The 25403-nt window shown below is 67.4% G+C and carries 22 protein-coding genes and 2 pseudogenes; 15 read left to right on the top strand and 9 right to left on the bottom strand.

What is annotated here, in order from left to right; all coding sequences use genetic code 11:
- Positions 1-174 precede the first annotated feature (174 nt).
- Both CJ010_RS11480 and CJ010_RS11475 read left to right on the top strand, forming a co-directional pair.
- On the top strand, positions 175-333 hold the full coding sequence (locus CJ010_RS11480) for a DUF3309 family protein (RefSeq protein ID WP_141018157.1): 159 nt from the start codon (positions 175-177) through the stop codon (positions 331-333).
- 19 nt (positions 334-352) lie between these two features.
- The gene (locus tag CJ010_RS11475) at positions 353-517 is read left to right on the top strand and encodes a DUF1328 domain-containing protein (protein ID WP_141018156.1); all 165 of its coding nucleotides are present in this window, start codon (positions 353-355) and stop codon (positions 515-517) included.
- A 136-nt stretch (positions 518-653) separates the two neighbouring features.
- Here the strand turns inward: CJ010_RS11475 and CJ010_RS11470 are convergent, their stop codons facing one another.
- The 5 genes from CJ010_RS11470 to CJ010_RS11450 form a co-directional block, all read right to left on the bottom strand.
- Positions 654-1046, bottom strand: coding sequence for a PRC-barrel domain-containing protein (locus CJ010_RS11470; protein ID WP_141018155.1), 393 nt, complete (start codon positions 1044-1046; stop codon positions 654-656).
- An 88-nt stretch (positions 1047-1134) separates the two neighbouring features.
- Positions 1135-1320: a CsbD family protein gene (locus CJ010_RS11465; protein ID WP_141018154.1), complete on the bottom strand. Its 186-nt coding sequence runs from the start codon at positions 1318-1320 to the stop codon at positions 1135-1137.
- 74 nt (positions 1321-1394) lie between these two features.
- The gene (locus tag CJ010_RS11460) at positions 1395-1613 is read right to left on the bottom strand and encodes a glycine zipper 2TM domain-containing protein (protein ID WP_141018153.1); all 219 of its coding nucleotides are present in this window, start codon (positions 1611-1613) and stop codon (positions 1395-1397) included.
- A gap of 61 nt (positions 1614-1674) precedes the next feature.
- On the bottom strand, positions 1675-1998 hold the full coding sequence (locus CJ010_RS11455) for a hypothetical protein (protein ID WP_141018152.1): 324 nt from the start codon (positions 1996-1998) through the stop codon (positions 1675-1677).
- 135 nt (positions 1999-2133) lie between these two features.
- Positions 2134-2328: a hypothetical protein gene (locus CJ010_RS11450; protein ID WP_141018151.1), complete on the bottom strand. Its 195-nt coding sequence runs from the start codon at positions 2326-2328 to the stop codon at positions 2134-2136.
- 245 nt (positions 2329-2573) lie between these two features.
- Between CJ010_RS11450 and CJ010_RS11445 the strand changes: the two genes are divergently transcribed.
- Both CJ010_RS11445 and CJ010_RS11440 read left to right on the top strand, forming a co-directional pair.
- Positions 2574-3308, top strand: coding sequence for a Crp/Fnr family transcriptional regulator (locus CJ010_RS11445; RefSeq protein WP_141018150.1), 735 nt, complete (start codon positions 2574-2576; stop codon positions 3306-3308).
- A 185-nt stretch (positions 3309-3493) separates the two neighbouring features.
- Entirely contained in the window at positions 3494-4201 is a 708-nt protein-coding gene (locus tag CJ010_RS11440) for a Crp/Fnr family transcriptional regulator (protein WP_240794569.1), read from the top strand.
- Here CJ010_RS11440 and CJ010_RS11435 read toward each other — a convergent pair.
- The 3 genes and pseudogenes from CJ010_RS11435 to CJ010_RS11425 all read right to left on the bottom strand — a co-directional run.
- The gene (locus CJ010_RS11435) at positions 4191-6458 is read right to left on the bottom strand and encodes a bifunctional diguanylate cyclase/phosphodiesterase (protein ID WP_141018148.1); all 2268 of its coding nucleotides are present in this window, start codon (positions 6456-6458) and stop codon (positions 4191-4193) included. The two genes, CJ010_RS11440 and CJ010_RS11435, sit on opposite strands and share 11 nt — an antisense overlap.
- A 12-nt stretch (positions 6459-6470) precedes the next feature.
- Complete coding sequence (locus CJ010_RS11430; protein ID WP_205754942.1) at positions 6471-9428, bottom strand: chemotaxis protein CheB; 2958 nt, start codon at positions 9426-9428, stop codon at positions 6471-6473.
- A gap of 154 nt (positions 9429-9582) precedes the next feature.
- Positions 9583-9768: pseudogene (locus CJ010_RS11425) on the bottom strand (NAD(P)(+) transhydrogenase (Re/Si-specific) subunit beta); the annotation flags it as partial.
- Positions 9769-10061: 293 nt separating this feature from the next.
- Between CJ010_RS11425 and CJ010_RS11420 the strand changes: the two are divergent.
- Genes CJ010_RS11420 through CJ010_RS11410 form a run of 3 tightly spaced genes read left to right on the top strand, consistent with a single transcriptional unit; the run spans position 10062 to position 12170 of the window.
- Positions 10062-10556 carry a rhodanese-like domain-containing protein gene (locus tag CJ010_RS11420; RefSeq protein ID WP_141018146.1) on the top strand — a complete coding sequence of 165 codons (495 nt, stop codon included), beginning with the start codon at positions 10062-10064 and terminating at the stop codon, positions 10554-10556.
- Between the two features lie 13 nt (positions 10557-10569).
- Entirely contained in the window at positions 10570-11520 is a 951-nt protein-coding gene (gene epsC / locus CJ010_RS11415) for a serine O-acetyltransferase EpsC (protein WP_141018145.1), read from the top strand.
- Positions 11521-11522: 2 nt separating this feature from the next.
- On the top strand, positions 11523-12170 hold the full coding sequence (locus tag CJ010_RS11410; protein ID WP_141018144.1) for a helix-turn-helix domain-containing protein: 648 nt from the start codon (positions 11523-11525) through the stop codon (positions 12168-12170).
- Positions 12171-12196: 26 nt separating this feature from the next.
- Here CJ010_RS11410 and CJ010_RS11405 read toward each other — a convergent pair whose 3' ends face one another.
- Positions 12197-13141, bottom strand: a complete 945-nt coding sequence (locus tag CJ010_RS11405) for a LysR substrate-binding domain-containing protein (protein ID WP_141018143.1) — start codon at positions 13139-13141, stop codon at positions 12197-12199.
- Positions 13142-13646: 505 nt separating this feature from the next.
- On the opposite strand from CJ010_RS11405, the gene CJ010_RS11400 reads away from it, so the two are divergent.
- The 8 genes and pseudogenes from CJ010_RS11400 (at position 13647) to CJ010_RS11365 (ending at position 25384) form a co-directional block, all read left to right on the top strand.
- A complete protein-coding gene (locus CJ010_RS11400; RefSeq protein ID WP_305764636.1) occupies positions 13647-14654 on the top strand; it encodes a sigma-54-dependent Fis family transcriptional regulator in 1008 nt (335 codons plus the stop codon).
- Between the two features lie 586 nt (positions 14655-15240).
- Positions 15241-15885, top strand: a complete 645-nt coding sequence (locus CJ010_RS11395) for a TonB family protein (RefSeq protein WP_141018141.1) — start codon at positions 15241-15243, stop codon at positions 15883-15885.
- A 47-nt stretch (positions 15886-15932) separates the two neighbouring features.
- Positions 15933-16593: pseudogene (locus tag CJ010_RS11390) on the top strand (MotA/TolQ/ExbB proton channel family protein); the annotation flags it as partial.
- A 251-nt stretch (positions 16594-16844) separates the two neighbouring features.
- On the top strand, positions 16845-17258 hold the full coding sequence (locus CJ010_RS11385; RefSeq protein ID WP_371415695.1) for an ExbD/TolR family protein: 414 nt from the start codon (positions 16845-16847) through the stop codon (positions 17256-17258).
- A 21-nt stretch (positions 17259-17279) separates the two neighbouring features.
- Positions 17280-17708, top strand: a complete 429-nt coding sequence (locus tag CJ010_RS11380; protein WP_141018139.1) for a biopolymer transporter ExbD — start codon at positions 17280-17282, stop codon at positions 17706-17708.
- Between the two features lie 67 nt (positions 17709-17775).
- Positions 17776-19125 carry an MdtA/MuxA family multidrug efflux RND transporter periplasmic adaptor subunit gene (locus CJ010_RS11375; protein ID WP_141018138.1) on the top strand — a complete coding sequence of 450 codons (1350 nt, stop codon included), beginning with the start codon at positions 17776-17778 and terminating at the stop codon, positions 19123-19125.
- Positions 19122-22226 carry an MdtB/MuxB family multidrug efflux RND transporter permease subunit gene (locus CJ010_RS11370; protein WP_141018137.1) on the top strand — a complete coding sequence of 1035 codons (3105 nt, stop codon included), beginning with the start codon at positions 19122-19124 and terminating at the stop codon, positions 22224-22226. Before CJ010_RS11375 ends, CJ010_RS11370 begins: the two co-directional genes overlap by 4 nt.
- Complete coding sequence (locus tag CJ010_RS11365; RefSeq protein WP_141018136.1) at positions 22226-25384, top strand: efflux RND transporter permease subunit; 3159 nt, start codon at positions 22226-22228, stop codon at positions 25382-25384. Before CJ010_RS11370 ends, CJ010_RS11365 begins: the two co-directional genes overlap by 1 nt.
- Positions 25385-25403: the final 19 nt, after the last annotated feature.

Here is a 25403-nt window from a genome sequence, read left to right as displayed (position 1 = left end):
TGCGCCACCGTACAGACCGGTGCCCGCGCACGCGCGATATTGCGCACAGGAGATGGCAATGACAGCCGAGCTTGGCCGTCATGCAGCGTGGACAGGGGTGATGGTTTCGAAGCTTGGCCTTGTCAGCGTTTTTTCGGACGCGTCTCCACCGGATTCACTACAAGGAGACTTGAGATGTCCATCGGAACAATCCTGCTGATCGTGCTGGTGCTATTGCTGCTCGGCGCAATTCCGGCGTGGCCGCACAGCCGCGGATGGGGCTACGGCCCGAGCGGCGGTCTTGGACTGCTGCTGGTGATCCTGCTCATCCTGTGGTTGATGGGAAAAATCTAGCAAGGAAAGGGGAGCCAACATGCTGTATTACGCCGTCGTGTTTCTCGTCGTCGCACTGATCGCGGGGGTACTCGGTTTCACCGGTATCGCAGCGGGTGCCGTCGAGATTGCCAAGATCCTGTTCTTCATCTTCCTGGTCTTGTTCGTCGTCTCGCTGGTCGCCGGCTTGCTGCGCCGGAAGTAGGGGCGGCGCCGTCGCCAGGCAGTTCGCCGCGGTCGGTCCGCGCATCCACCAATAAAAAAACCGCATCCGGGTAATGTCGGATGCGGGCCGCTGAACTCGACAGTCGGGAAAGTCGGATTCCATCCGGCCGTATCCATCAGATCCCGTAGTAGGTATGGATGGTCTTCGCCCAGGTGGGGTCTGCCATGTTGGGCCAATTATCCTTGTCGAACCCCGGCGCACTCTTCAGGCGCTCCGGGTCCACGTCGAACATGAAGCGTTGCTCCTCGGTATCCACGACCATTGAACTCCACGGCACGGCGAACAGCTTCTCGCCCATGCCCAGGAAGCCGCCGAAGGAGATAACCGCGTAGCACACCTTGCCATTGCGTACGTCCAGCATGATCTCCTTGACGCTGCCCAGCTTCTCGCCCTTGGCGTTATAGACTTCGTCGCCATTGAGCGTGCTGGCACTCAGCACCAGTGGTCCGGGCAATTCGGTAGATGTACCGCGTTCGAAACTGCTGGACTCGGGATATTCATTGCTCATTTCATGCTCCTTGAGAAGGGCGATGACGGCACCGCCCTTCACGCTTGTGCTGAACCCGCATCGGACTTCCTGCGGTCAGTGGTGGCGATCATTCGCCCTTGATGACCTTCTTGATGTCGTCCTTCAAATCGCCGAGCTGGGCCTGGACCTTGCCGCCGATCTTCTGGATCTTTCCTTCCTGCTCCAGCTCCTCATTGCCGACGACCTTGCCGACGACCTCCTTCACCTTGCCTTTCGCTTCCTCGATACGACCTTGGGTCTGATCCTTGTTCATGGTTTTCTCCTTCCAGTGTTCAGCGGGCCGCGACGCGCCGGTGATTCCAGTGGCGCATCGCCGCACCCGCCGCCTTACGGCTTATTGACTTCGTGACCGATGATGCCGCCGACAGCAGCACCGCCGACGGTTCCGGCCGCGCTGCCGCCGGTAAGAACCGCACCGCCGACCGCGCCGACCCCGGCGCCGATCGCCGTGCTCTTGTCCTGCGCCGACATCCCGGCACATCCACCCAGACCGAACAGCATCACTACCGCAACGGCCGTGGGAGAGAACTTCCGACTCGCTTTCATGGCATAGCCTCTCGATCCCCTCGTGATGCCCCCTGCCTGCTGCCCGGCCCCGTGGCGTTTGTTAATTCCCGAGCTCCGCCTTGGCCTTGTCGAGGCAAGCGTGCTTGGTGCTGCCCGACTGGCTGTCGCATTTCTCCTTGGCGACCTTGTAGCGTGCATCGGCCTTGTCGCCGGCCGCCTCCTCGCGCGCATCCGACGCGTGGTCGCTCGCCTTGCTGCGGGCCTCGGACGTTTGTTCCCTTGCCGTCGCATTGGCATCGGTGGTCTTCATCTGCGTCTTCGCGTCCGCCTTGGCCGTCTTGTAGTCGGCCTCGATCCGGGTTTTTGCCGCCCTGTAATCCGCTTGCGACATGTTTTCGGCCAAAGCGCCAGCGCTAAAGGCCATCAGCGCCAGCGCTAACGGCCATACCGATCGCGCACGCCACGGCGCCGATGTTGATTCTGTTCATGATCATTTTTCCTTCGGTTTTGAATGACGACGACCGGGAACGCCCTGGTGGCATTCGCAGCACGGCGCGGCTTACTTCTTTTCACCTTTTGCTGCATCCTGGATTTCCTCGCCGGCCTTCTCGATCTGCTTGCCGGCGGACTCCGTCGCCTTGTCGACCTCTTTTCCGAGCTGCTCCGCCGGCCCTTCCTGCTTCTGGCAACCCGACAATCCGATGAGCAATGCGCCCATGAGGACCGTCGCGCTGATGGTTTCGCCGAGTTTCATGTTCTATCCCTCCTGACTGTTCGAAAGCGTATGCGGATGAAGCTTAGGAAGCCGCATCGCCGCCGTCCGTCTGCTGACGCACATAGGCCCTCGGTAGCTGCAACACAGGTCCCGGCGCCGAATGGCCGGTGTGCGTCAGCGCACATACCCGGACTTCCCTGCCTATACTGGGATCGCCCCACCGCCCTCGATCCACCGGGCCGCTAGCGGCGATCCGGCCCTGACTGACGACGTGGAGATCGCAGATGGCCTTGCTGCACTCGCCCTCACAGAATCACCTGCTCGCTGCCCTTCCGGCCGAAGACTACGCCCGACTCCTTCCTCACCTGGAGCTGGTGGCGATGCCGCTCGGCCATGCGCTGTACGAGTCGGGCAGCAAGCTGCGCCATGTCTATTTCCCCACCACTTCCATCGTGTCCCTGCTGTATGTCATGCACGACGGCGCCTCGGCGGAGATCGCCATGGTCGGCAACGAGGGCATCATCGGCGTGGCCCTGTTCATGGGCGGCGAGACCATGCCCAACCGGGCCATCGTGCAGAGCGCCGGTCACGCCTACCGCCTGGGCGCGCAACACCTGAAGACCGAGTTCGACCGGGCCGGCGGACGCCGTACTGCCGCCCTGCAGCATCTGCTGCTGCGTTACGCGCAGGCGCTGATTACCCAGATGTCGCAGACCGCGGTGTGCAACCGGCATCATTCGATCGACCAGCAGCTGTGCCGCTGGCTGCTGCTGAGCCTCGACCGCCTGTCGACGAACGAGCTCACGATGACGCAGGAACTGATCGCCAACATGCTCGGCGTGCGCCGCGAAGGCGTGACCGAGGCGGCCGGGAAGCTGCAGCGCGCCGGCCTGATCCAGTACGCCCGCGGCAAGATCACGGTGCTCGACCGGCCCGGCCTGGAGGCGCGCGTGTGCGAGTGCTACAAGGTGGTCAAAACCGAGTTCGATCGCCTCCTGCCGCCGGCGACCGCCGAATAGTCCGCCGGATCCGCGCGCCGTCGCCCGACGGCCTTGTGTGCGCTAGCGTCCAGACCGTGCCCCGGTTTCGTTGCAGTCTGTCGGTGTTCCCTTCCTCGGGAAGGCCCGCCTGCCCAGGTCCGCTGATCCCGGCGCCACGACCGCGCATGGAACGGCAGGTCTCCCCCCGCACCAGGAGCGTACCCGTGCCGCGTTCCAGCCCCACCCTCGCCGTCAATCGCCTGCTTGCGGCCCTGCCGCAGGAGGACAGGCAGCGGTTCGTGGCGGGTTGCGAGCGGATCGAGCTGAAGTTCGGCGAGATCCTGGCGAAACCGGGCGCCCCCATTCACCACATCTACTTTCCCACCGACAGCGTCATTTCGCTGGTGACGCCGGCCAACGGCGCCGCCAGCCTGGAAGTGGGGCTGGTGGGCAGCGAAGGCATGCTGGGGCTGTCGCTCATCCTCGGGGTGGACGTTTCGCCGCTGCTCGCCCTGGTGCAGGGCGACGGCCCCGCTCTGCGCATGGACGTTGCCCGCTTTCGCCACGAACTCGAGGTCAGCCCCGCGCTGCAGCGGCTGCTCAAATGCTATCTCTACGTGGTCATCACCCAGCTCGCCCAGACCGCGGCCTGCACCCACTTCCACCTGGTGGAGGCGCGTCTGGCGCGCTGGCTGCTGATGACGCAGGACCGGGCGCATTCGGACGCGTTTCATGTCACCCACGAGTTCCTGGCACACACGCTGGGCGTACGCCGCGTCGGCGTCACCAAGGCCGCCAGTTCGCTGCAGAGCCGCAATCTGATCCGCTATCGCCGCGGCGACATCACCATCCTCGACCGCGCCGGACTCGAAGTCGCATCCTGCGGCTGTTACGCGGCCGACAAGGCGGCCTATGCCCGCATCATGGGCTAACGAGCGACGCGGTGGTGCGCCCTTCGCCGAGCGCACGCCCGCCCGCGCTCACCAGCGCTTCGAAGTCGGCAAGCGGCAAGGGTCCGCCAAACAGGTAGCCCTGGTAGGCGTGGCAACCGCGCGCGAGGAGGAACTCGCGCTGCGCCTCGGTCTCCACCCCTTCCGCCAGCACATCCAGGCCGAGGCTGCGGGCCATGCTGATGATGGCCGAGACGATGATCGCGTCGGCCGGGTGATCCGGCAGCCGCAGCACGAAGGAGCGGTCGATCTTGATCTGGTCGAGCATCAGGCGGGTGAGGTAGGCAAAGGACGAGAACCCGGTGCCGAAGTCGTCGATCGAGAAGTGCACGCCCAGCTGCCGGATCGCCTGCATCTTGCGGATGGTATCGGCCACGTTGTCGAGCACCATGGTTTCGGTCAGCTCCAGCGTCAGGCGCTCCGGGTCGGCCTGGCTGCGTTCGAGCGCATCGCGCACCTGGTCGATGAAGTCCGCCTGGCGGAACTGCCGCGCGCTCACGTTGACCGCCAGCTTCAGCCCGCGGGTGCGCTCCATGCGCGACCACCGCGCCAGCTGCTCGCAGGCCGCCTCCAGCACCCAGTGCCCGATCGGCAGGATGAGTTCGGACTGTTCGCTCACCGGGATGAAGTCGCCCGACGACACCAGCGCCCCCGAGGGATGGCGCCAGCGCAGCAGGATCTCGGCGCCGAAAATGCGGTCGGCATCGTCGAACTGCGGCTGGTAGTGGAGCTGGAACTGATCGAGCTTGAGCGCCTGGCGCAGTTCGCACTCCAGCAGGCTGCGATGATCGAGCGCGGCCTGCATGGAAGGGTCGTAGAAGCGCACGGTGTTGCGCCCGTCGGCCTTGGCCTGGTAGAGCGCGAGGTCGGCGTGCTTCAGCAGTTCATCCACCGTTTCGCGCCCGCTCATCAGGCGCGCACCGATGCTGGTCGTACAGTGGAAATCGGCACTGCCCAGGTCGAACGGCTGCGCAATGGTCTCGTTGAGCTTGTCGCCGATCTGCTGCGCCAGGACCGCCGCTTCCTCCGCATGCGGGCTCAGGCCCTCCACGATCATGACGAATTCGTCGCCGCCGAGGCGCGCCACGGTGTCGCCCTCGCGCAGGTTGGCGCGCACCCGGTTCGCCACCTCGACCAGCAGCAGATCGCCGACGTCGTGGCCGCGGGTGTCGTTGAGCGTCTTGAAATTGTCCAGGTCGAGAAACAGGATGGCGCCGTACAGCCGGCTGCGGGCGGCCGTGGCCAGCGCATGGCCCAGCCTGTCCTGCAGCAGGCGGCGGTTGGGCAGCAGGGTCAGCGGATCGTAGAAGGCCAGGCGGTGGATCTCGGCCGCGGCCTCGCTCTTCGCGGTGGTGTCGGAAAACGCGCCGACGTAGTGCGAGACACGCCCCTCGGGCGTCGTGACCGCCGAAATGGTCAGCCAGGCGACGTAGAGCGAGCCGTCCTTGCGCCGGTTCCAGATTTCGCCCTGCCAGTAGCGCTGCGCTTCGAGGGTCTGCCACAGGTGCTGGTAAAAGCCCTGGTCGTGACGCCCCGAACTCAGCAGCGCCGGCGTCTGGCCGACGGCCTCGTCCACGCTGTAGCCGCTCAGGGTGGTGAAGGCGCGATTGACCCGGATGATGACGCCGCTGGCGTCGGTCACGATCATGCCTTCCTGCGACTCGAAGGCGATCGCCGCGATGCGCTGCTCCTCTTCGAGCCGCCGCCGCTCCGAAATGTCGTTGAAGGCGATGCGCATGACCGGCGCGGCACCGGGCACGGCCTTTACCGCGCACTGCAATTGAGCGGGGAACACGGTGTTGTCCTGGCGCAGCAGGTTCAGCTCCAGGCTGAAGGCCTCGTCGGTCGAGCCCTTCCATGCCGACACGAAGTATCGCCGCCAGCGCTCGAGATCGTCCGGTGCGACGAAGCTCTCGAAGCGACGGCGCCCCAGGGTGGTCCGGACGGCGCCCAGCAGCGTCGCGGCCATGAGATTGGCTTCCACGATCATGCTCTCGCGCGACAGCGTGAGGTAGCCCACCGGGGCGAAGTCGAAGAGGCTCAGGTAGCGGTCGCGCGATTCCTCCAGCACCACATGGGCCTGGCGCAGGGCCTCATTCTGCATCTCCAGTTCGATCTGATGGACCTGGAGTTCATGCAGCAGGGCCTCGGCGGAGCGCAGCGGCGCTGCCGGCGCAGTCGGAAGCTGCGCCTCCGCGGCACTACGCAGGACATCCTTGACGACACGCCGCTTAACCATCGGGTTCGCGCCTCATGGTGGGCTGCCGGTATCCTGCATCGCCAGCAGGATCAGCTGGGTATCGCCTCCCTTGCCGACGATACGGCTGGCATTGAGCAGCATCCTGCGCCGGCCGATGGTGGGGAAGGTGTGCTCGACCGGATAGGTATCGAAACTCTGGTCGCGCGGCAGGATGGTCTCCAGCAGTTCGCGCAGGCTCGGGATGTCCCACTGGCGGTTGCCGAGGTCGTAGATGCGCCGCCCCAGGGTTTCCGCCGGCGTGACCCGGAAAGTCCGGTAGAAGGAGCGGCTGGCGGACACCACCTTCAAGGCCCCGTCCAGCACCAGCAGGGCGTCGCGCACCGTATTGACGATGCCTTCGGCCAGCTCGCGCGCTGCCTGCACGGCCGCTTCCGCTTCGACCCGCTTGCTGATGTCGGTGAAGGTCAAGACCACTCCTTCGATCACGTTGTCCAGCGTTCGATAAGGCTGCATCCGGGTCAGGTACCAGGCGCCATTGCCGGTGCGAAGCTCGGACTCGTAGGGGATGAGGCTGTCGAGGACGTTCTGCGCCTGAGCGAGCAGGTCTTCGTTTTCCAGATCGGACTTGATGTCGCCGAGCGGCCGCCCCACATCGGACGCGATCAGGCGGTAGACCTTGGCCGCCTCGCGCGTGAAGCGACGGATGATCAGATGCTCATCCAGAAAGATCGTCCCGACACTCACGTTGTCGAGCAGATTCTTCATGTCGTTCTGCATACCCGCCAGCTGTTCGATCTTGGCCTGCAGCTCGGTATTGACCGTCACCAGTTCTTCGTTGATCGACTGCAGCTCCTCCCGCGAGGTCTCCAGTTCTTCGTTGGTCGACTGGAGTTCCTCGTTGGTGGCCTGCATCTCTTCGTTGGAGGCCTGCTGGTCTTCTATCGTGGTCTGAAGACTCTCTTGAGTGTAGGCCAGCTCGCGCTCCAGCGCTTCGATCTTTGCCACCTCGGCCGGCGCGCTCTTGCGCCGTCCCCGCCGCGCCGCGCCGGGTTCGGGGCGCGCGGGTTCCTCGAAGCTGATGAGCAGCAGGGTTTCGCCCAGGTCCAGGTCCGGCAGCGGACGCAGATTGAAGCTGACCGGCTGGACGCCGGCGCCGCTGCTGACCAGGACTTCGCGGCCCAGGGTCGGCACGCCCTCGGCCGTGGCATGCAGGATGGCCGCGCGCAGTTCGAGCTGGAGTGCCTCGCGGGCCATCTCCACCACGTTGAGCGTGGCCTGGCCGGGCGCCGGGCGGAGATATTTCCCGGTATCACCGTAGACGTAGAGGATGTTGCCCTTGTGGTCCGTCACCACCGAGGCCGGTGCATAGCACTGCAGCAGCACGCGCCGCGTCAGTTCGGCGAAGTTGGTTTCCCTGGCTTTCTTCATGACGTCCGTGGCCCCTTTAGCACTGTTGTCCGCTGCCCAGGACAGCCCGCCGGTGATGAGCGCGCGGGTGGAAACCGCCGTATGGATAGCGCGGTAGAACTTCCACTTCCTATTCTGTGCCGCGAACAGCTCGGTGTGGTTGCCGATGCTCTCCGACGGCGACAGGAACAGCATGCCGCGGGGCTTGAGGGCGTAGTGGAAGGTGGGGATCAGGCGCGCCTGCAGTTCCGGCTCCAGGTAGATCATCAGGTTGCGGCAGCACAGCAGGTCCAGCTTGGTGAAGGGCGGATCCTTGATGACGTTCTGCACCGCGAACACCACCATCTCGCGGATTTCCTTCTTGACCCGATAGCCCGCATCGTCCTTGACGAAGAAGCGGCGCAGCCGGTCGACCGGGACATCCTGCGCGATGTTGGGCGGGTAGACGCCGGCACGAGCCACCGCGATGGCGTCGTCGTCGAGGTCGGTGGCGTAGAGCTGGATCCTGAACTCGCGCTCGGTCTCGTCCATGAATTCGCGCAGCAGCATGGCCACCGAATAGGCCTCCTCGCCGCTGGCGCAGCCCGCCACCCAGATCCGGAACACGTAGCCCGCCGGCTTGTCGGCGAACAGCAGCGGCAGGATGTCGCGCTTGAACACGACGAAGGCCTCGGGATCGCGGAAGAAGGTGGTGACGTTGATCAGCAGTTCCTTGAACAGCGCCTGCAGCTCGGCCGGATTGTCCTTGAGGAAACGGACATAGACCTCCATGTCGGCGATGTCGTGCTGCGCCATGCGGCGTTCGACGCGGCGTCCGATGGTGCTCTTCTTGTACAGCGAGAAGTCGTTACCGGTCGCGCTGCGCAACAGCATCAGGATGCGCTTGAGCGCGCCCACTGCAGGAGCGGCCCCCGCCTCCGGCCGCGGGCCGTGCAGGTGCCGCCCCGCCGCCAGCGCCTTCGGCATGTGCTCCACGGCGAGCACCTGACCGGCATAGCCCGCGCGGATGGCGCTGTTGGGCATGCCGTCGTAGCGGGCGGTGGCCGGGTCCTGCGCCAGGGTGATGCCGCCCGCGCCGACGATGGCGCGCAGGCCCAGGGTGCCGTCGGTGCCGGTGCCGGACAGGATGATGCCGATGGCCCGCTCGCCCTGATCCTCGGCGAGCGAACGCAGGAACAGGTCGATGGGCATGCGCAGGCCGCGCCGCTGGTCGGGCACGCTCAACTGCAGGGCGCCATGGAAGATCACCATGTCGCGGTTGGGCGGAATCACATACACATGATCCCGCAGCACCGGCAACTGATCGGTCGCTTCGATCACCGGCATCGCGGTGCTGCGCTGCAGGATCTCGGTGAGCAGGCTGGCGTGCTCCGGATCGAGGTGCTGCACGAGCACGAAGGCCATGCCGCTATCGACCGGGACATCGCGGAAGAATTGCTCGAAGGCTTCGAGACCGCCGGCCGAGGCACCGATGCCAACGATGGAGAAGCGGCCGTCGCCCTGTCCATCCCGCGGGGTATCGGTCGATGAGGGTGCGCCGGCCGCCGCCGTCGTGCTCGCACGTTCGCGACCGGACTTTCCTGCTTGCTTGTCGATAGACACAAAGACATCCCGTTCCACGCCACGTGGCGCTGTCGAACGGGATGTTACTCCATGGCGGTTCAAGCCCTGCCTGCGCGGCGCATACCGCCGCAAGGTGGGGCCTCGGGCACGCATCGTCGGCGGCAGACCACCGCCGATGCATACGCCGCCGACATCACACCTCCAGCGCCTTCGAATGCGTGATCACCTCGGCGATCGCCTGCTGCGCACTGCGGTGAGGCATGCGGCAGTTGTCCTTGTCGAACAGCGCATTCTCGATCCCGGAGTAACCCGCGCCCTTGCCGCGTTTGAGCACGACCACGTTCTGCACCCTGTCCGCGTTGAGGATCGGCATGCCATAGAAACGATCGCCCCCGGCCGAACATCTGCACCGAGTAAGGAGCAGGCCACTAGAAGTCCACGCGCCAGGCAAGGAGCCGTCTGACGGTGAGCACCTCGGACACCCTCAACCAGTGCAGCGCACGGACTGGCCGGATGCGCAGCATTTGTGGAATGAATCTGCCTTTTTCTTGGTTCGCCATAACGGAGGCAGTGACTAAGCTCCTACTCACCCGCCGCCTTCCGGACACGACCCGGGCACGTACGGCGGACATCCCAGCCAGCTGTGCAACCGTCATCATGAGGAAGACCATCATGTCCACCGTTTCCACCGTCACGCTCACCCAGTCGAATCCAGCCGAAATCGCGGCCGGCATCCTGCAGCAGGCGCGCGAGCGCGCACGTCGGGAACGCCTGTCGTACGCCGGCGTCGTCCACCCGGAAGACGCCTGGGCGCTTGTTTCGAGCGGCACCGCCATCCTGGTAGACGTGCGTTCCGCCGAAGAGCTGAAGTTCGTCGGACATGTGCCGAATGCCGGCCATGCCGCGTGGCAGATCGGCACGCCGCTCGCACCCAATCCCGATTTCCTCGCCGACCTCGAACGCGCCGCCTCAGCCAAGGATCAGGTCATCCTGCTGCTCTGCCGCAGCGGCAAGCGCTCGGCAGCCGCTGCCCGCGCCGCCACGGCTGCCGGCTACATCAGTGTGTTCAGCGTACTCGAGGGCTTCGAAGGCGATCTCGGCACCGGTAGCCAGCGCGGCAGCGTGAACGGCTGGCGCCACCGCGGCCTGCCCTGGGTCCAGGACTGAGCGTATCGCCGCCATGAATGCACCGGACGTCGACAGCCGGCCGCGCTCCGCTCAAGCGGAGCACTGGGACCTGGAAGAGATCGTCAACGGACTGCGCGCAGTGCGCGACCGTTGGCGCGAGTCGCAGCACCGCCGACGCGAATGGGGCGGGCGCGAATTCCCGTCGCGCGACGCGCTGCGCCAGGTCATGACCGACCTCTCCGGCGCGCTCTTCCCGATGCGCCTCGGCCCCGCGGACCTGCGCCAGGAAAGCGAGGACTTCTACATCGGCCACACGCTGGACCGGGCGCTCTACGCCCTGCTGCTGCAGATCCGGCTGGAACTCCACTACCTTGCGCGTCACGGCGGTGGCGACGACGCCACCGCCGAGCAGGCGGCGCGCCTGATCGTGCGCGACTTCGCCGCCTCGCTGCCGCACATACGCAGCGTGCTCGATACCGACGTGGAGGCGGCCTTCCGCGGCGATCCGGCCGCACGCACGGTCGACGAGGTGGTGCTGTGCTACCCCGGCCTGCTCGCCGTCATCCACCACCGCATCGCCAACCGGCTCTACCAGCTCGGCGTACCGTTGGTGGCGCGCATCATCGCCGAGATCGCCCATTCGGAGACCGGCATCGACATCCATCCCGGTGCAACCATCGGCAACAGCTTCTTCATCGATCACGGTACCGGCGTGGTGATCGGCGAGACCTGCGTGATCGGCGAGCGGGTCCGCCTCTACCAGGCCGTCACCCTCGGCGCCAAACGCTTTCCGGTGGGCGAGGACGGCGGCCTGCAGAAGGGGCTCGCCCGCCATCCCATCGTCGAGGACGATGTCGTCATCTACGCGGGAGCCACCGTGCTCGGACGCATCACCATCGGCCGCGGCTCCAGCATCGGCGGCAACGTCTGGCTCACCCGCAGCGTGCCGGCCGGCAGCCAGGTGACCCAGGCCAACTCGCAACACGAAATCCTCGGGGGCTGAGCATGCTGGAAAGCGCGCCCCCTCTCCTGCAGCACGACGCGGGCCCGACGCTGCCGCCGCTCCCGGCATCGGCGCGCGAGGACGACACCGAGATCACCGCGGTGGTCGGCACCAACCTGCGCCGCATCCGCACTGAGCACAAGCTCTCGCTCGACAACCTCGCCCAGCGTTCCGGCGTCAGCCGCGCGATGCTGAGTCAGGTCGAACTAGGCCGCAGCGTGCCCTCGATCGCGATCCTGTGGAAGGTGGCGCGCGCGCTGGATCTGCCCGTGTCCGCCTTCCTCAATCGCCAGGGCGATGCCGGCACGGTGCTGATCCGCGCCAACGATTCCCGCCTGCTGGTTTCCAATCGCGGGCACTTCAGCGCCCGCAACCTCTTTCCGCCAGATTCGCCCCATCGCACCGAGTTTTACGAGCTGCGACTGGCCCGCCTCGCTGAGGAAAAGGCGCGGCCGCATGCGGCCGGCACCCGTGAAAACCTGGTGGTCGCGCGCGGCTCGGTGGAGGTGATCGTTGCCGAACGCCGCTACACGCTGGCCACCGGCGACGCGATCCACTTCGAAGCGGACGTGCCCCACGGCTACCGCAACCTCGCCGACAGCGATGCGATCATGTACCTGGTGATGATCCACGCCAAACCGCAGAACTGAGTTGCCGGCGCGGCGCGCCCTCCGGTTCAGGCGACGCGCGGCGCCAGATCGCGTTGCAGCACCGCCATGATGTCGTCGAAGCTCTGCTCGGTCGCCAGCATGGCCACCAGTTCCAGCGCAAATTCGCGCAGATAGGCACCCCGCCGCACCGCGACCTTGGACACATTGGCCTCGAACAGATGGCTTGCGTCGATGCGATGGAGACGACCTGCTCGTTGCGCCGCATCGCCGGCCATGTCCGCGACGATACCGACGCCGAATCCCGCCTCGACGTAGGTCACGATCACGTCTGCATCAATTGCGGTGAGCATCACATCGGTCGCCAACTCCGCCGCGGCAAACGCCGCGTCGATGCTGCACCGGCCGGCGAAACCTTCGCCGTACGTCACCAGCGGATAGGAAGCGAGTTCGGCAAGCGACACGGTGTCGCGTCCGGTCAGCGGATGCCCCGTCGGAACGATAACGCAGTGGCGCCACTCGCGCCCCGGAAACGCCTGGAGATCGCGGTGACGGTCGAGCGCTTCGGTCGACACGCCCACATCCGCCTCGCCGCTCGCCACCCAGTCGGCAATCTGTGTCGGGGTGCCCTGCTGCAGGATGAGCCTGACCTTGGGAAAGCGCTGGCGAAAGGTCTGCAGCACCGAAGGCAGCACGTAACGCGCCTGCGTGTGCGTGCTGCCGATGCGCAGCTCGCCATAGTCCTGGATGGCGAAGCGGTCGGCCACCTGCCGGAGATTGCGCACATCGAGCAGGATGCGGTCTATCACCGGCACCAAGACCTCACCCGACGAGGTGAGCCCGATCAAACGCTTCCCACGCCGCTCGAACAGCTCGACGCCGAGTTCATCTTCGAGATCCTTGATCTGCCGGCTGACGCCCGGTTGCGAGATGTAGAGATTGCTGGCGACACCCGACAGATTGAAGTTCTGCCGAATAGTCTCCAGCACCAGGCGTAACTGACTGACGTTCATTTCAACGGGACCACAAAGGCTTGATTGGTGGAGCCCAGGCGATGCCATATGCCGGGCTCGTTCAACCCAATTGACAATCCGCACCCTGAAGCAGCGTCCGACATCCCGTCGGATTCGCAGTTGATTCTGGCGTCGATATCCGAATTTCGATAACCAATATTAATTCATACCCTTATCACACATATGGTGAATATCTTTCTTACTCCTCATTTTTCCGTAAATTCAATTCGCGTCAATTCTGCTATCAACCTCAAATATCTTTTGTTTGCCACCGGGGAACTCGCCCCTAAGCTGCGTGACAGGAACGGCAGACCATTCCACAGGATCAAGCCGTACCGGACGACGACTTTGCAAAAATCATCAGCATGACGCGAGAAGGCTGTCTGCGACTGCGGTCCGCCTCATCGCACCTATTCCAGAGAGAGCGATGCGAGAATCCAGCACGGGAAGACTCCTGACCCTGCCCAATGCGGAACACCAAGCATTGACCATAAGGGCGAAAGCCTTGATCTTTCACGACCTCAAATCACTTGCGCTGCTGCGGCATGTCGAGCGGATTGCACCGAGTGAAGCCAACGTGTTGATCATTGGAGAAACCGGCACCGGCAAGGAATTGATCGCGCGCCACATCCACGCGCAAAGCGGCCGCCGCGGCCCCTTCGTCGCGGTCAATTGCGGCGCCTTTTCCGAAAACCTGGTCGAAGCCGAATTGTTCGGCCATGAAAGCGGCGCCTTCACCGGCGCCCAGCAGGCCCGCGCCGGCTGGTTCGAGGCCGCCAACGGCGGTACCCTGTTCCTCGACGAGATCGGCGATCTGCCGCTGGCGATGCAGGTCAAGCTGCTGCGCGTGCTGCAGGAACGCCAGGTGGTACGGCTCGGCTCGCGCAAGGCGATTCCGGTGGATGTGCGGCTGGTGGCGGCGACCAACGTCGATCTGGAAAAGGCGGTGGAAGCCGGCCATTTCCGCCTCGACCTCTACTACCGGCTGAACGTCGCGCCGGTGACGCTACCGCCGCTGCGCGAACGCGCCAGCGACATCCTGCCGCTGGTCGATTACTTCATCGAGTACTACCGCCACCGCCTCGGCATCGAGCCGCCACAACTCAGCCGCGAAGCCGAAACCCTGCTCACCGGCTACCACTGGCCGGGCAATATCCGCGAACTCGAGAACGTGGTCCATTTCGCGCTCATCGTCTGCCAGGGCGACATCATTACCCCCGCCGACCTGCGCCTGCCCGGCGTCATCGGCCCGGCCGCCGGCGGCGTATCAAGCAGCGGCGATTCGCTGGCGGCACTGCGGGTACACCTGTGCCGCCTGCTTGAGGGTGGCCTGCCCGACCTCTACGAACAGATCGAACGCCTGCTGTTCACGACCGCGTTCGAGTACTGCCACGAAAATCAGGTCCGCACCGCGCGCGAACTGGGCATCTCGCGGAACATCCTGCGCACCCAGCTTAAACGCTTCGGCCTGATCGGCGACGGCACGGTGGAGACAGCCGAAACGCTGGATTGAAGCAGCGTCAGGGCGGTAGCGACAGGCACCGCACCACCTGTCCACCGGCCCAACCGGGCCGCGCGGTGAGGGAACGTGCCTGCTTTTCTCATACCCCCCCTCACACCTCCTCCGTCGATTTCCCGAACCATCGCCCTTCCAGCCGGCGCTACGCGCGATGACGGCGTGCGGGCATGCCACCGCCAGAACGCACGCTCAACGCCACCGCTGCAATTCGGCCCCTGCCGCCCCGTGTCCATCTCCCGCCGCTGCATGCATCACCCTTCACGCTCCGTGGCCGACCCCCAGTCGGTTTCCATGCAACGGCCGCAACGCATCGCTTCGCCGCCGCTGTTGCGCAGCCAGCAGTGCGGTCGTCGCATTGCCGCGCAGGCAGCAGCAGCCGCCCCTCAAGCACTGACCAACACGTCCGAGCAACCAATCCAAGTAATTGATTTAAATAGACAACTTACCTACTTCAGGAAATCGACCGGATCAGGCACGCACCGTGCTCAAGACCATCCATGTCGCGTATCGCGCCACCGCGCTCCGCCCGCCTGAAACGCGCGGCGGACAGGGCCGCGACAGCGTCCAGGGAGAACAAGCAATGAGTTACGCAGAGCAGCAGAAAGACCCACGCGGGCTGATGATAGGCATCACCGCGGTGGTGGGTTTCCACATCATCCTCGGCTACGGCCTGGCCAACGGGCTCGGCCGCAAGGTCATGGAGGTGCTGAAGGCGCCGCTGGACGTGAGCCTGATCGAGCCGGTCAAGCCCGCACCGCCGCCGCCCCCGCCACCGCCGCCCAAGCCGCAGGTGGTGAAGACCGCGCCCAAGGTGGCGCCGCCGCCGCCCGCCTACGTGCCGCCGGTGGAAACGCCGGTTGCGCCGCCGGCCCAGCCGGTGATCACCGCCACCTCGGCAGAACCCGCCGCTCCGGCGCCGCCGGCCCCCGCACCGGTGCCGGCCGCGCCGCCGGTGGTGGACATCGCGGTGACCTGCACCAACCACGTCGCGGTACGCAGCCAGGTCGCCTATCCGCCGCAGGCCGAACGCATGGGCCTGTCGGGCGACGTGGTGGTCGATTTCACCGTCGCGCCCGACGGCTCGATCAAGAACGTGGCGGTGGCGCGCAGCAGCAACGCGGTGTTCAACGCCGCCGCCACCGCCGCGGTCGCCAAGCTCAAGTGCAGCGGCCAGGGCCAGGACGTGCGGGTGCGCGTGCCCTTCGCCTTCCGCCTCGACGCCTGATTTCACCGACTCACCGACTTCCTCGTATCCCCTTCAGGAGAACCCCGATGACCAACACCACCCGCTCCCGGATGCTCGCCCGCCTGCTCCTCGCCGCCGGCCTGCTCGCCGCCCCCTTGGCCTTCGCCGAGGCGCCTGCCACCACCACGGTGGACAACCCCTACGGCCTCGAAGCGCTGTGGTCCGCCGGCGACTTCGTCGCCAAGGGCACGCTCGCCATCCTGGTGCTGATGTCGATCGGCAGCTGGTTCATCATCTTCAGCAAGCTCTACGAGCAGGCCAAGCTCAACCGCCAGGGCGCCAAGGCGGACAAGACCTTCTGGGCCGCCGGCGACGTGCAGAAGGGTCTCGACACCCTCGACGAGAACAGCGCCTATCACTACATCGCCAAGTCGGGCAACGATGCCACCGCCCAGCACGACGGCCTGCTGCAGTTCATCGATGTAAACGAGTGGATCCAGCTTTCCATCCACCGCGCCATCGAGAAGGTGCAGAGCCGGTTGCAGGGCGGCCTCGCCTTCCTCGCCACGGTGGGTTCCACCGCGCCCTTCGTCGGCCTCTTCGGCACGGTGTGGGGCATCTACCACGCGCTCACCGCCATCGGCGTCGCCGGCCAGGCTTCCATCGACAAGGTGGCCGGCCCGGTGGGCGAGGCGCTGATCATGACCGCCATCGGTCTCGCCGTCGCGGTGCCGGCGGTGCTCGGCTACAACTGGCTGGTCCGCCGCAACAAGGCGGCGCTCGACGACGTGCGCAGCTTCGGCGCGGAACTGCATGCGGTGCTGCTCGGCGCCCATGCCGAAAAGGCTGCCAACGGCCCGCGCACCGTCCAGCCGCAGCCCCACCCCGCCGTCCATGCCGCCCCGGCCAACGCCCCCGCGGCGCACGCTCCGGCGGTCCATGTGCCGGCCCATGCCGCGATCCACGCGGTCGCAGTGGCGGGGTAAGCGGCGATGGCGATGACGCTGCCCGCCGAGGAAGACGAGGTCGTCTCGGCGATCAACACCACCCCGCTGGTAGACGTGATGCTGGTGCTGCTGATCATCTTCCTGATCACCATCCCGGTCGTCACCAACACGGTGGCGGTGGAGCTGCCCAAGGAGACCAACCAGCCGCGCGTCACCGCGCCCGAGAACATCAACATCGCGGTCACCCGCGACGGCAAGGTGTTCTGGAACGAGAGCGCGGTGGCCGACAGCGAAGCCCTGGTCGAGCGCCTGAAGGGCATCGCGGTGCAGCAGCCGCAGCCCGAGGTGCAGATCCGCGGCGACGGCGCGGCGCCCTACGAGTTCGTCGGCCGGGTGATCTTCGCCTGCCAGCGCGCCGGCATCCTCAAGGTCGGCTTCATCACCGAACCGCCGCCGCGCGGTTGACCCCCACAGGAGAAACCGACCATGGGAATGAACGTCGCCGCCGCCGGCGGCTCGGGCGATCCGGAAGTGCTGGTGGACATCAACACCACGCCGCTGATCGACGTGCTGCTGGTGCTGCTGATCATGCTGATCATCACCATCCCGATCCAGCTCCACTCGGTGAACATGAACATGCCGCTCGGCAACCCGCCGCCGCCGGACACGCCGCCGGAGGTGGTCCGCATCGACATCGACCCCGCCGGCGTGATCCGCTGGAACGGCGACGCGGTGGCCGATGCCGCCGCGCTCGACGGCCGCCTGAGCGCCGCCGCCGCGCAGGCGGTGCCGCCGGAACTGCATGTAAACCCGGACAAGCGCGTCGCCTACCAGGTGGTGGCCGGCGTCATGGCCGCGGTGCAGCGCAAAGGCCTGACCAAGGTGGGGCTGATAGGCGCCGAACAATTCCTCTGACCCGCAAGGCTCTGCCCCGAGCGCCCCCGCCCCATGGCGGGGGCTTTCGCGCGTGCCGGGCCCACGCATGAATCCACCGCACCTGTCCCGCATCCACCCGCCCCACAGCATCGAGCGCCTCATGGGTTTCCACGCCAAGTCCCTGTTCAACAAGCACGCCATCGCGCTCGCCCTCGGCCTCTTCGCCGGCGGTGCCACCGTCTATGCCTATCTCCAGCCGGGTGCCGGCGCCTCTGCCGCCACCGGCGCCCAGGCCGGCGCCGACGGCCCACGCGGCGAGCGTCCCGGCCGCCGCGGTCCCGGCGGTGCCGGCCCGGTGCATGCGATCCGCGCCACCGCGGCACGCGTCGGCGATCTCGACATCACGCTGTCGGCGCTGGGCACCGTCACCGCCTCCAACACCGCCACGGTCAAGCCGCGCGTCAGCGGCCAGCTGGTCGGCATCCATTTCCGCGAAGGCCAGTTGGTGAAGGCCGGCGAACTGCTCGCCGAGATCGACCCGCGCCCCTTCCGCATCCAGCTCGACCAGACCCGCGCCCAGCGCGTGCGCGACGAGGCCACGCTGGGCGCGGCGCGGGTCGATCTCGAACGCTACCGCGCGCTGCTGGCGCAGGACTCGATCGCCCGCCAGCAGGTGGACGCCCAGGAAGCGCTGGTGCGCCAGCTCGAAGGCACGGTGGCGGCCGACGCCGCGCAGGAGGCGCAGGCCGCGCTGCAGCTCGAATTCACCCGCGTCACCGCACCCGCCGGCGGCCGGCTGGGGCTGAGGGTGGTGGACGTCGGCAACCAGGTCGATGCGCAGAGCGCCGCCGGCCTGGTGGTGATCACCCAGACCCAGCCCATCCACGCGGTGTTCGCGCTGCCCGCCGACGCGCTGGCGCCGCAACTCGGCCAGCTGCAGCACGGCGGCAAGGCGGTGGTGGAAGCCTGGAGCCGCGACGGCCGCACCCGCCTCGCCGAAGGCCGGCTGATCAGCATCGACAACCAGATCGACGTCGCCACCGGCAGCCTCAAGCTCAAGGCGGAATTCGCCAACCAGGACAACAGCCTCTTCCCCAACCAGTTCATCAACGTGCGCCTGCGCGCCGACACCCGCCGCGACAGCGTGCTGCTGCAGTCGGCGGCGGTGCAGCGCAACGCCCAGGGCAGCTACGTCTTCGTGGTCGGTGACGACCAGCGCGTGCAGGCAAAGCAGATCCGCACCGGCCCGGGCGCCAACGACCTGGTGGTGGTGGAGGAAGGCCTGGCCGGCGGCGAACGCATCGCGCTCGACGGCACCGACCAGCTGCGCGACGGCGCGCGGGTGGACGTGCTGAGCGTGGATGGCGTTGCGCTCGCGCTCGCCGCACCGGCACCAGCGCCGGACGCCGCGCCGGCCGAAGGCGGCGAACGCCGCCCGCGCAGGGCCGCGCAATGAATCCCTCGCGGCTCTACATCCTGCGGCCGGTGGCGACCTCGCTGCTGATGCTCGCGATCCTGCTCGCCGGGCTGATCGGCTACCGGCTGCTGCCGGTGGCGGCGCTGCCGGAGGTGGAATACCCGACCATCCAGGTCTCCACCCTCTACCCCGGCGCCAGCCCGGACGTGATCGCCTCGTCGATCACCGCGCCGCTGGAACGCCAGCTCGGCCAGATCGCCGGGCTGCAGCAGATGTCCTCCACCAGCTCCGGCGGCGCCTCGGTCATCACCCTGCAGTTCGCGCTCGGCCTGTCGATGGACGTGTCGCAGCAGGAGGTGCTGGCCGCGATCTCCGCCGCCAACGCCTTCCTGCCCAACGACCTGCCGATGCCGCCGGTGTTCAGCAAGGTGAATCCGGCCGATGCGCCCATCGTCACGCTGGCGATCTCGTCGTCGGCCTTGTCGCTGCCGCAAGTGGCCGACCTGGTCGATACCCGGCTGGCGCAGAAGATCTCGCGCATCGCCGGCGTCGGCCTGGTCAGCATCGGCGGCGGCCAGCGCCCGGCGGTGCGCATCCAGGTCAATCCGCAGGCGCTCGCCGCCCAGGGGCTGAACCTGGAAGACATCCGCGCCGCCATCGGCGAGGCCAACGTCAACATCGCCAAGGGCAGCTTCGACGGCCCGCTGCGCGCCTCCACGCTGGACGCCAACGACCAGCTGCGCTCCGCCGACGAATACCGCCGCCTGATCATCGCCTGGAAGAACGGCGCGCCGATCCGGCTGGGCGACATCGCCGAACTCGTCGACGGCGCCGAGAACATCCGGCTGGCCGCCTGGGCCGACACCCGCCCGGCGGTCATCCTCAACATCCAGCGCCAGCCCGGTGCCAACGTCATCGACACGGTGGACCGCATCAAGGCGCTGCTGCCCACGCTGCAGGCCTCGCTGCCGGCCACGGTGGACCTGCGCCTGCTGTCCGACCGCACCACCACCATCCGCGCCTCGGTGCGCGACGTCGGCCACGAGCTGCTGCTGGCGATCGCGCTGGTGGTGATAGTGATCTTTATCTTCCTGCGCAACCTGCCTGCCACCCTCATCCCCAGCGTGGCAGTGCCGCTGTCGCTGGTCGGCACTTTCGCGGTGATGCACCTCGCCGGCTTCTCGATCAACAACCTGACGCTGATGGCGCTGACCATCGCCACCGGCTTCGTGGTGGACGACGCCATCGTGATGATCGAGAACATCGTCCGCCACCTGGAGGACGGCGAAAGCCCGCTGGAAGCGGCGCTGAAGGGTGCGCAGCAGATCGGCTTCACCATCATCTCGCTGACCTTCTCGCTGATCGCGGTGCTGATTCCGCTGCTGTTCATGGGCGACGTGGTCGGCCGGTTGTTCCGCGAATTCGCGATCACGCTGGCGGTGGCGATCCTGATCTCGGCGGTGGTGTCGCTGACGCTGACGCCGATGATGTGCGCGCGCCTGCTGCACCACGCGCCGGAGGAAAGCCACGGTGCCTTCTTCCGCCTGACCGGCGCCTTCATCGACCGCTGCATCGCGCGCTACGCGGTGGCGCTGCGCTGGGTGCTGGCGCGCCAGGGGCTGACGCTGGCGGTGGCCGGCGCCACCCTGGTGCTGACCGTGCTGCTCTACCTGATCGTGCCCAAGGGCTTCTTCCCGGCGCAGGACACCGGGCTGATCCAGGGCATCACCGATGCGCCGCAGAGCATCTCGTTCGCGGCGATGGCGCAGCGCCAGCAGGCGGCAGTGACGGCCATCCTCGCCGAACCGGCGGTGGAAAGCGTGTCGTCGGTGGTGGGCGTGGACGGGGTGAACGCCACCCTCAACAGCGGCCGCCTGCTGATCAGCCTCAAGCCGCGCGCCGAGCGCGACGCCAGCGCCGCGGAGATCATCCGCCGCCTGCAGGCGCGGCTGGCGGCGCTGCCGGACATCGTGGTGTTCATGCAGCCGGTGCAGGACCTCACCATCGAAAGCCGCGCCAGCCGCACCCAGTACCAGTTCAGCCTGCAGGGCGCCAACGCCGAACAGCTGGGCGAATGGGTGCATCTGCTGCGCGAGCGGCTGGGGCGGGTGCCGGCGCTTGTCGACGTCGCCACCGACTGGCTGGACCAGGGCCGCCAGGCCTATATCGAGATCGACCGCGACAGCGCCGGCCGGCTCGGCATCACCCCGGCCGACATCGACAACGCGCTCTACAACGCCTTCGGCCAGCGCCAGATCTCCACCATCTTCACCCAGACCAACCTCTACCGCGTGGTGCTGGAGGTGAAGCCGGAATTCCAGCGCGGGCTGGCCGGGCTCGACCAGCTCTACCTGGTGTCGGCCGATGGCGCCCAGGTACCGCTCGCCGCGGTGGCGCGCGTCGTCGAGCGTCCGGGGCTGCTGGCGATCAACCACATCGGCCAGTTCCCGGCGGCAACCTTCTCCTTCAACCTTGCGCCGGGTGCCGCGCTCGGCGACGCGGTGGAGGCCATCCGCACGGCCTTCGCCGAACTCGATCCGCCGGCCAGCATCAGCCTGCATTTCCAGGGCGCGGCGCAGGCTTTCCAGTCCTCGCTCACCAGCACGGTGTGGCTGATCGTCGCCGCCGTCGTCACCATGTACATCGTGCTCGGCGTGCTCTACGAGAGCTACATCCACCCGGTGACCATCCTCTCCACCCTGCCCTCGGCCGGCGTCGGCGCGCTGCTGGCGCTGCTGCTGGCGGGGACGGACCTCGGCATCATCGGCATCGTCGGCATCATCCTGCTGATCGGCATCGTCAAGAAGAACGCGATCATGATGATCGACTTCGCCCTGGAGGCCGAACGCGACCACGGCAAGCCGCCCGACGAGGCCATCTTCGAAGCCTGCCTGCTGCGCTTCCGGCCCATCCTGATGACCACGCTGGCCGCCCTGCTCGGCGCGCTGCCGCTGATGCTGTCGACCGGCGTCGGCGCCGAGCTGCGCCAGCCGCTGGGCATCACCATGGTCGGCGGGCTGATCCTGTCGCAGATCCTCACGCTGTTCACCACCCCGGTGATCTACCTTGCCTTCGACCGCCTCGGCCGCCGCCTCGGCGGTCGTTTCGGCGCGGCCGGCCTGCGCCGGCGGAGCGCATGATGTCGCTGTCCGCAACCTTCATCCGCCGCCCGGTGGCCACCGTACTGCTGACGCTGGGCATCGCCCTGCTCGGCGTCGCCGCCTTCTTCCAGCTGCCGGCGGCGCTGCTGCCGCAGGTGGATTACCCGGTGATCTCGGTGCGCGCCAACCTGCCCGGCGCCAGCCCGGAGACCATCGCCTCGAGCGTGGCGATGCCGCTGGAACGCGCGCTCGGCAGCATCGCCGGGGTGAACGAGATCACCTCGCGCAGCACCCTGGGCAGCACCGAAATCGTCCTGCAGTTCGACCTCGACCGCAGCATCGACGGCGCCGCGCGCGACATCCAGGCCGCCATCAACGCGGCGCGCTCGCAGCTGCCTTCGGGCATGGCGGGCAACCCGACGCTGCGCAAGTCCAATCCCAACGACAGCCCGATCATGATCCTGGCGATGACCTCGGACGTGCTGTCGCGCACCCAGATCTACGACGCCGCGGTCACCATCCTGGCGCAGAAGCTGGCGCAGGTCGAAGGCGTCGGCCAGGTCAGCGCCGGCGGCAGTTCGCTGCCGGCGGTGCGGGTGGAACTCAACCCGCTGGCGCTCGCGCGCGCCGGCGTCAGCGCCGAGGCGGTGCGCGGCGCCATCGTCGCCGGCAACGTCAACCGGCCCAAGGGCTATGTCGAGGACGGCGAGCGCCACTGGCAGGTCGCCGCCAACGACCAGGCGCGCACCGCCGCCGACTACCTGCCGATGATCGTGCGCTGGCAGAACGGCGCCGCGCTGCGGCTGGGCGACGTGGCCGAGGTGCGCGACGGCGCCCAGGAACTGCGCAACGCCGGCCTCGCCAACGGCCGCCCGGCGGTACTGCTGATGATCAACCGCCAGCCCAACGCCAACATCATCGCCACGGTGGATCACATCCGCGCGCTGCTGCCCGAGCTGCAGGCGGCGATCCCGGCCGAGATCAAGCTGGAGATCTCGCAGGACCGCAGCACCACGGTGCGCGCCTCGCTGCGCGATGTCGGCACCTGCCTGCTGCTGTCGGTGGTGCTGGTGGTGCTGGTGGTGCGGCTCTTCCTGCGCGACCGCCGCGCCGCGCTGATTCCGGCGGTGACGGTGCCGGTGGCGCTGATCGGCACGCTGGCGCTGATGTACCTCGCCGGCTTCAGCCTCAACAACCTGTCGCTGATGGCGCTGACGGTGGCCGCCGGTTTCGTGGTGGATGACGTGGTGGTGGTGCTGGAGAACACCACCCGCCACATCGAGCAGGGCCTGTCGCCGCTGCAGGCGGCGCTGCGCGGCGCGCGCGAGGTCGGCGCCACGCTGCTGTCGATGACGCTGTCGCTGGCCGCCGCCTTCATCCCCATCATCTTCATGGACGGCATCGTCGGCCGCCTGTTCGGCGAGTTCGCACTCACCCTGGTGGCGGCGATCGCGGTGTCGCTGCTGCTGTCGCTCGCCACCGCGCCGATGCTGTGCGCGCGCTTGCTGCGCCCGACGGCGGAACAGCCGGCGCCGCGCGGTCGCCTCGCCGCGCTCGGCCGGCTGCGCGAGCGCGCCCTCGCCGCCCTGCACCGCGGCTACCGCCGCAGCCTGGCATGGACGCTGGACCATAGCCTGCTGACGCTGGCCGTGCTCGCCGGCGTGGTCGCGCTCAACCTCTACCTCTACGCCATCGTGCCCAAGGGCTTCCTGCCGCAGCAGGACACCGGCCGGCTGATCGCCTACATCGAGGGCGACCAGAGCAGCTCCTTCCAGGCCATGTACGACCGCCTCGCCGAAATCGACGCCATCGTCCGGCAAGACCCGGCGGTGTTACGGGTGTCCGGCTCGGTGGGCGGCAACGGCCCCGGCGGCGGCTCGGCGACCTCGGCGCGGATGTTCATCACCTTGAAGCCGCGCGCCGAACGCCCCAGCGCCAGCGCGGTGATCGAGCGCATGCGCCGGCCGCTTTCGCGCGTTGGCGGCGCCCGGGTGTTCGTGATGGCGGCGCAGGAGATCCGCATCGGCGGCCGCGGCGGCTCGTCCGACTACCTCTACACCCTGCAGAGCGACGACCTCGGCGCGCTGCGCCAGTGGGAACCGAAGATCCGCGAGGCGCTGGCCGCGCTGCCGCAACTCACCGACGTCAACACCGACGCCCGCGACAAGGGCCTGCAGACCAAGCTGGTGGTGGACCGTGAGGCCGCCGCCCGCCTCGGCCTCAGCCAGCGCGCCATCGACCTCGCGCTCAACAACTACTTCGGCGAGCGCCTGGTATCGACCATCCACCATCCGCTCAACCAGTACCGGGTGGTGATGGGCGCTGCGCCGCACTTCTGGCGCAGCCCGGACATCCTTGCCGACATCGTGCTGCTGGCCGCCGACGGCAGCCGGGTACCGCTTTCGGCAGTGGCGCACTGGGCGCCGGGCAACGCGCCGCTGGCGGTGAATCACCAGGCGCAGTTCGCGTCATCGACGGTGAGCTTCGCGCTGGCGCCGGGCGTCTCGCTCGGCGAAGCCAGCGCCGCCATCACCGCCGCGATGGACAGGCTGGGCGTGCCGCCGGCTGTGTTCGGCACCTTCGAGGGCGCGGCGCGCGCCTTCCAGTCGGCCGCGTCCAGCCAGCTGCTGCTGATCCTCGCCGCCATCGTCGCGGTGTATCTGGTGCTCGGCATCCTCTACGAGAGCCTGCTGCATCCGCTCACCATCCTCTCCACCCTGCCCTCGGCCGGGGTCGGCGCACTGCTGGCGCTGCTCGCCTTCCGCACCGAATTCACCGTGATCGCGCTGATCGGGGTGATCCTGCTGGTGGGCATCGTCAAGAAGAACGCGATCATGATGATCGACTTCGCGCTGCACGCGCAGCGCAGCCACGGCCTCAGCCCGCGCGAGGCGATCTTCGACGCCTGCCTGCTGCGCTTCCGGCCGATCATGATGACCAGCGTTGCCGCCATCCTCGGTGCGCTGCCGCTCGCGCTCGGCAGCGGCGACGGCGCCGAGCTGCGCCAGCCGCTCGGCATCGCCATCGTCGGCGGCCTGCTGGTGGGCCAGTTGCTGACGCTCTACACCACGCCGGCGGTGTTCCTCGCGCTCGACCGCCTGCGCCTGAAGCTCGCTCGCCGGCGCGCGCCGCGACCCGCCCCTGCCGCCGTCGCCGAGCCGGCCGCAGTGCCGAAACCCGCCTCCGATTCCGCCTGATCCCGCCCGCATCGATCCG

Source organism: Azoarcus sp. DD4, from assembly GCF_006496635.1.
Classification (GTDB): domain Bacteria; phylum Pseudomonadota; class Gammaproteobacteria; order Burkholderiales; family Rhodocyclaceae; genus Azoarcus.
The sequence above is the reverse complement of the archived record's forward strand: the minus strand, read 5'-3'. Positions and strand labels throughout refer to the sequence as shown.

Bases quoted from the DNA above. Each gene is read 5' to 3' on its own strand.
- CJ010_RS11480 (WP_141018157.1), top strand. From the start codon at position 175: ATGTCCATCGGAACAATCCTGCTGATCGTGCTGGTGCTATTGCTGCTC.
- CJ010_RS11475 (WP_141018156.1), top strand. From the start codon at position 353: ATGCTGTATTACGCCGTCGTGTTTCTCGTCGTCGCACTGATCGCGGGG.
- CJ010_RS11470 (WP_141018155.1), bottom strand. From the start codon at position 1,046: ATGAGCAATGAATATCCCGAGTCCAGCAGTTTCGAACGCGGTACATCT.
- CJ010_RS11465 (WP_141018154.1), bottom strand. From the start codon at position 1,320: ATGAACAAGGATCAGACCCAAGGTCGTATCGAGGAAGCGAAAGGCAAG.
- CJ010_RS11460 (WP_141018153.1), bottom strand. From the start codon at position 1,613: ATGAAAGCGAGTCGGAAGTTCTCTCCCACGGCCGTTGCGGTAGTGATG.
- CJ010_RS11455 (WP_141018152.1), bottom strand. From the start codon at position 1,998: ATGGCCTTTAGCGCTGGCGCTTTGGCCGAAAACATGTCGCAAGCGGAT.
- CJ010_RS11450 (WP_141018151.1), bottom strand. From the start codon at position 2,328: ATGAAACTCGGCGAAACCATCAGCGCGACGGTCCTCATGGGCGCATTG.
- CJ010_RS11445 (WP_141018150.1), top strand. From the start codon at position 2,574: ATGGCCTTGCTGCACTCGCCCTCACAGAATCACCTGCTCGCTGCCCTT.
- CJ010_RS11435 (WP_141018148.1), bottom strand. From the start codon at position 6,458: ATGGTTAAGCGGCGTGTCGTCAAGGATGTCCTGCGTAGTGCCGCGGAG.
- CJ010_RS11420 (WP_141018146.1), top strand. From the start codon at position 10,062: ATGTCCACCGTTTCCACCGTCACGCTCACCCAGTCGAATCCAGCCGAA.
- epsC (WP_141018145.1), top strand. From the start codon at position 10,570: ATGAATGCACCGGACGTCGACAGCCGGCCGCGCTCCGCTCAAGCGGAG.
- CJ010_RS11410 (WP_141018144.1), top strand. From the start codon at position 11,523: ATGCTGGAAAGCGCGCCCCCTCTCCTGCAGCACGACGCGGGCCCGACG.
- CJ010_RS11405 (WP_141018143.1), bottom strand. From the start codon at position 13,141: ATGAACGTCAGTCAGTTACGCCTGGTGCTGGAGACTATTCGGCAGAAC.
- CJ010_RS11395 (WP_141018141.1), top strand. From the start codon at position 15,241: ATGAGTTACGCAGAGCAGCAGAAAGACCCACGCGGGCTGATGATAGGC.
- CJ010_RS11385 (WP_371415695.1), top strand. From the start codon at position 16,845: ATGACGCTGCCCGCCGAGGAAGACGAGGTCGTCTCGGCGATCAACACC.
- CJ010_RS11380 (WP_141018139.1), top strand. From the start codon at position 17,280: ATGGGAATGAACGTCGCCGCCGCCGGCGGCTCGGGCGATCCGGAAGTG.
- CJ010_RS11375 (WP_141018138.1), top strand. From the start codon at position 17,776: ATGAATCCACCGCACCTGTCCCGCATCCACCCGCCCCACAGCATCGAG.
- CJ010_RS11370 (WP_141018137.1), top strand. From the start codon at position 19,122: ATGAATCCCTCGCGGCTCTACATCCTGCGGCCGGTGGCGACCTCGCTG.
- CJ010_RS11365 (WP_141018136.1), top strand. From the start codon at position 22,226: ATGTCGCTGTCCGCAACCTTCATCCGCCGCCCGGTGGCCACCGTACTG.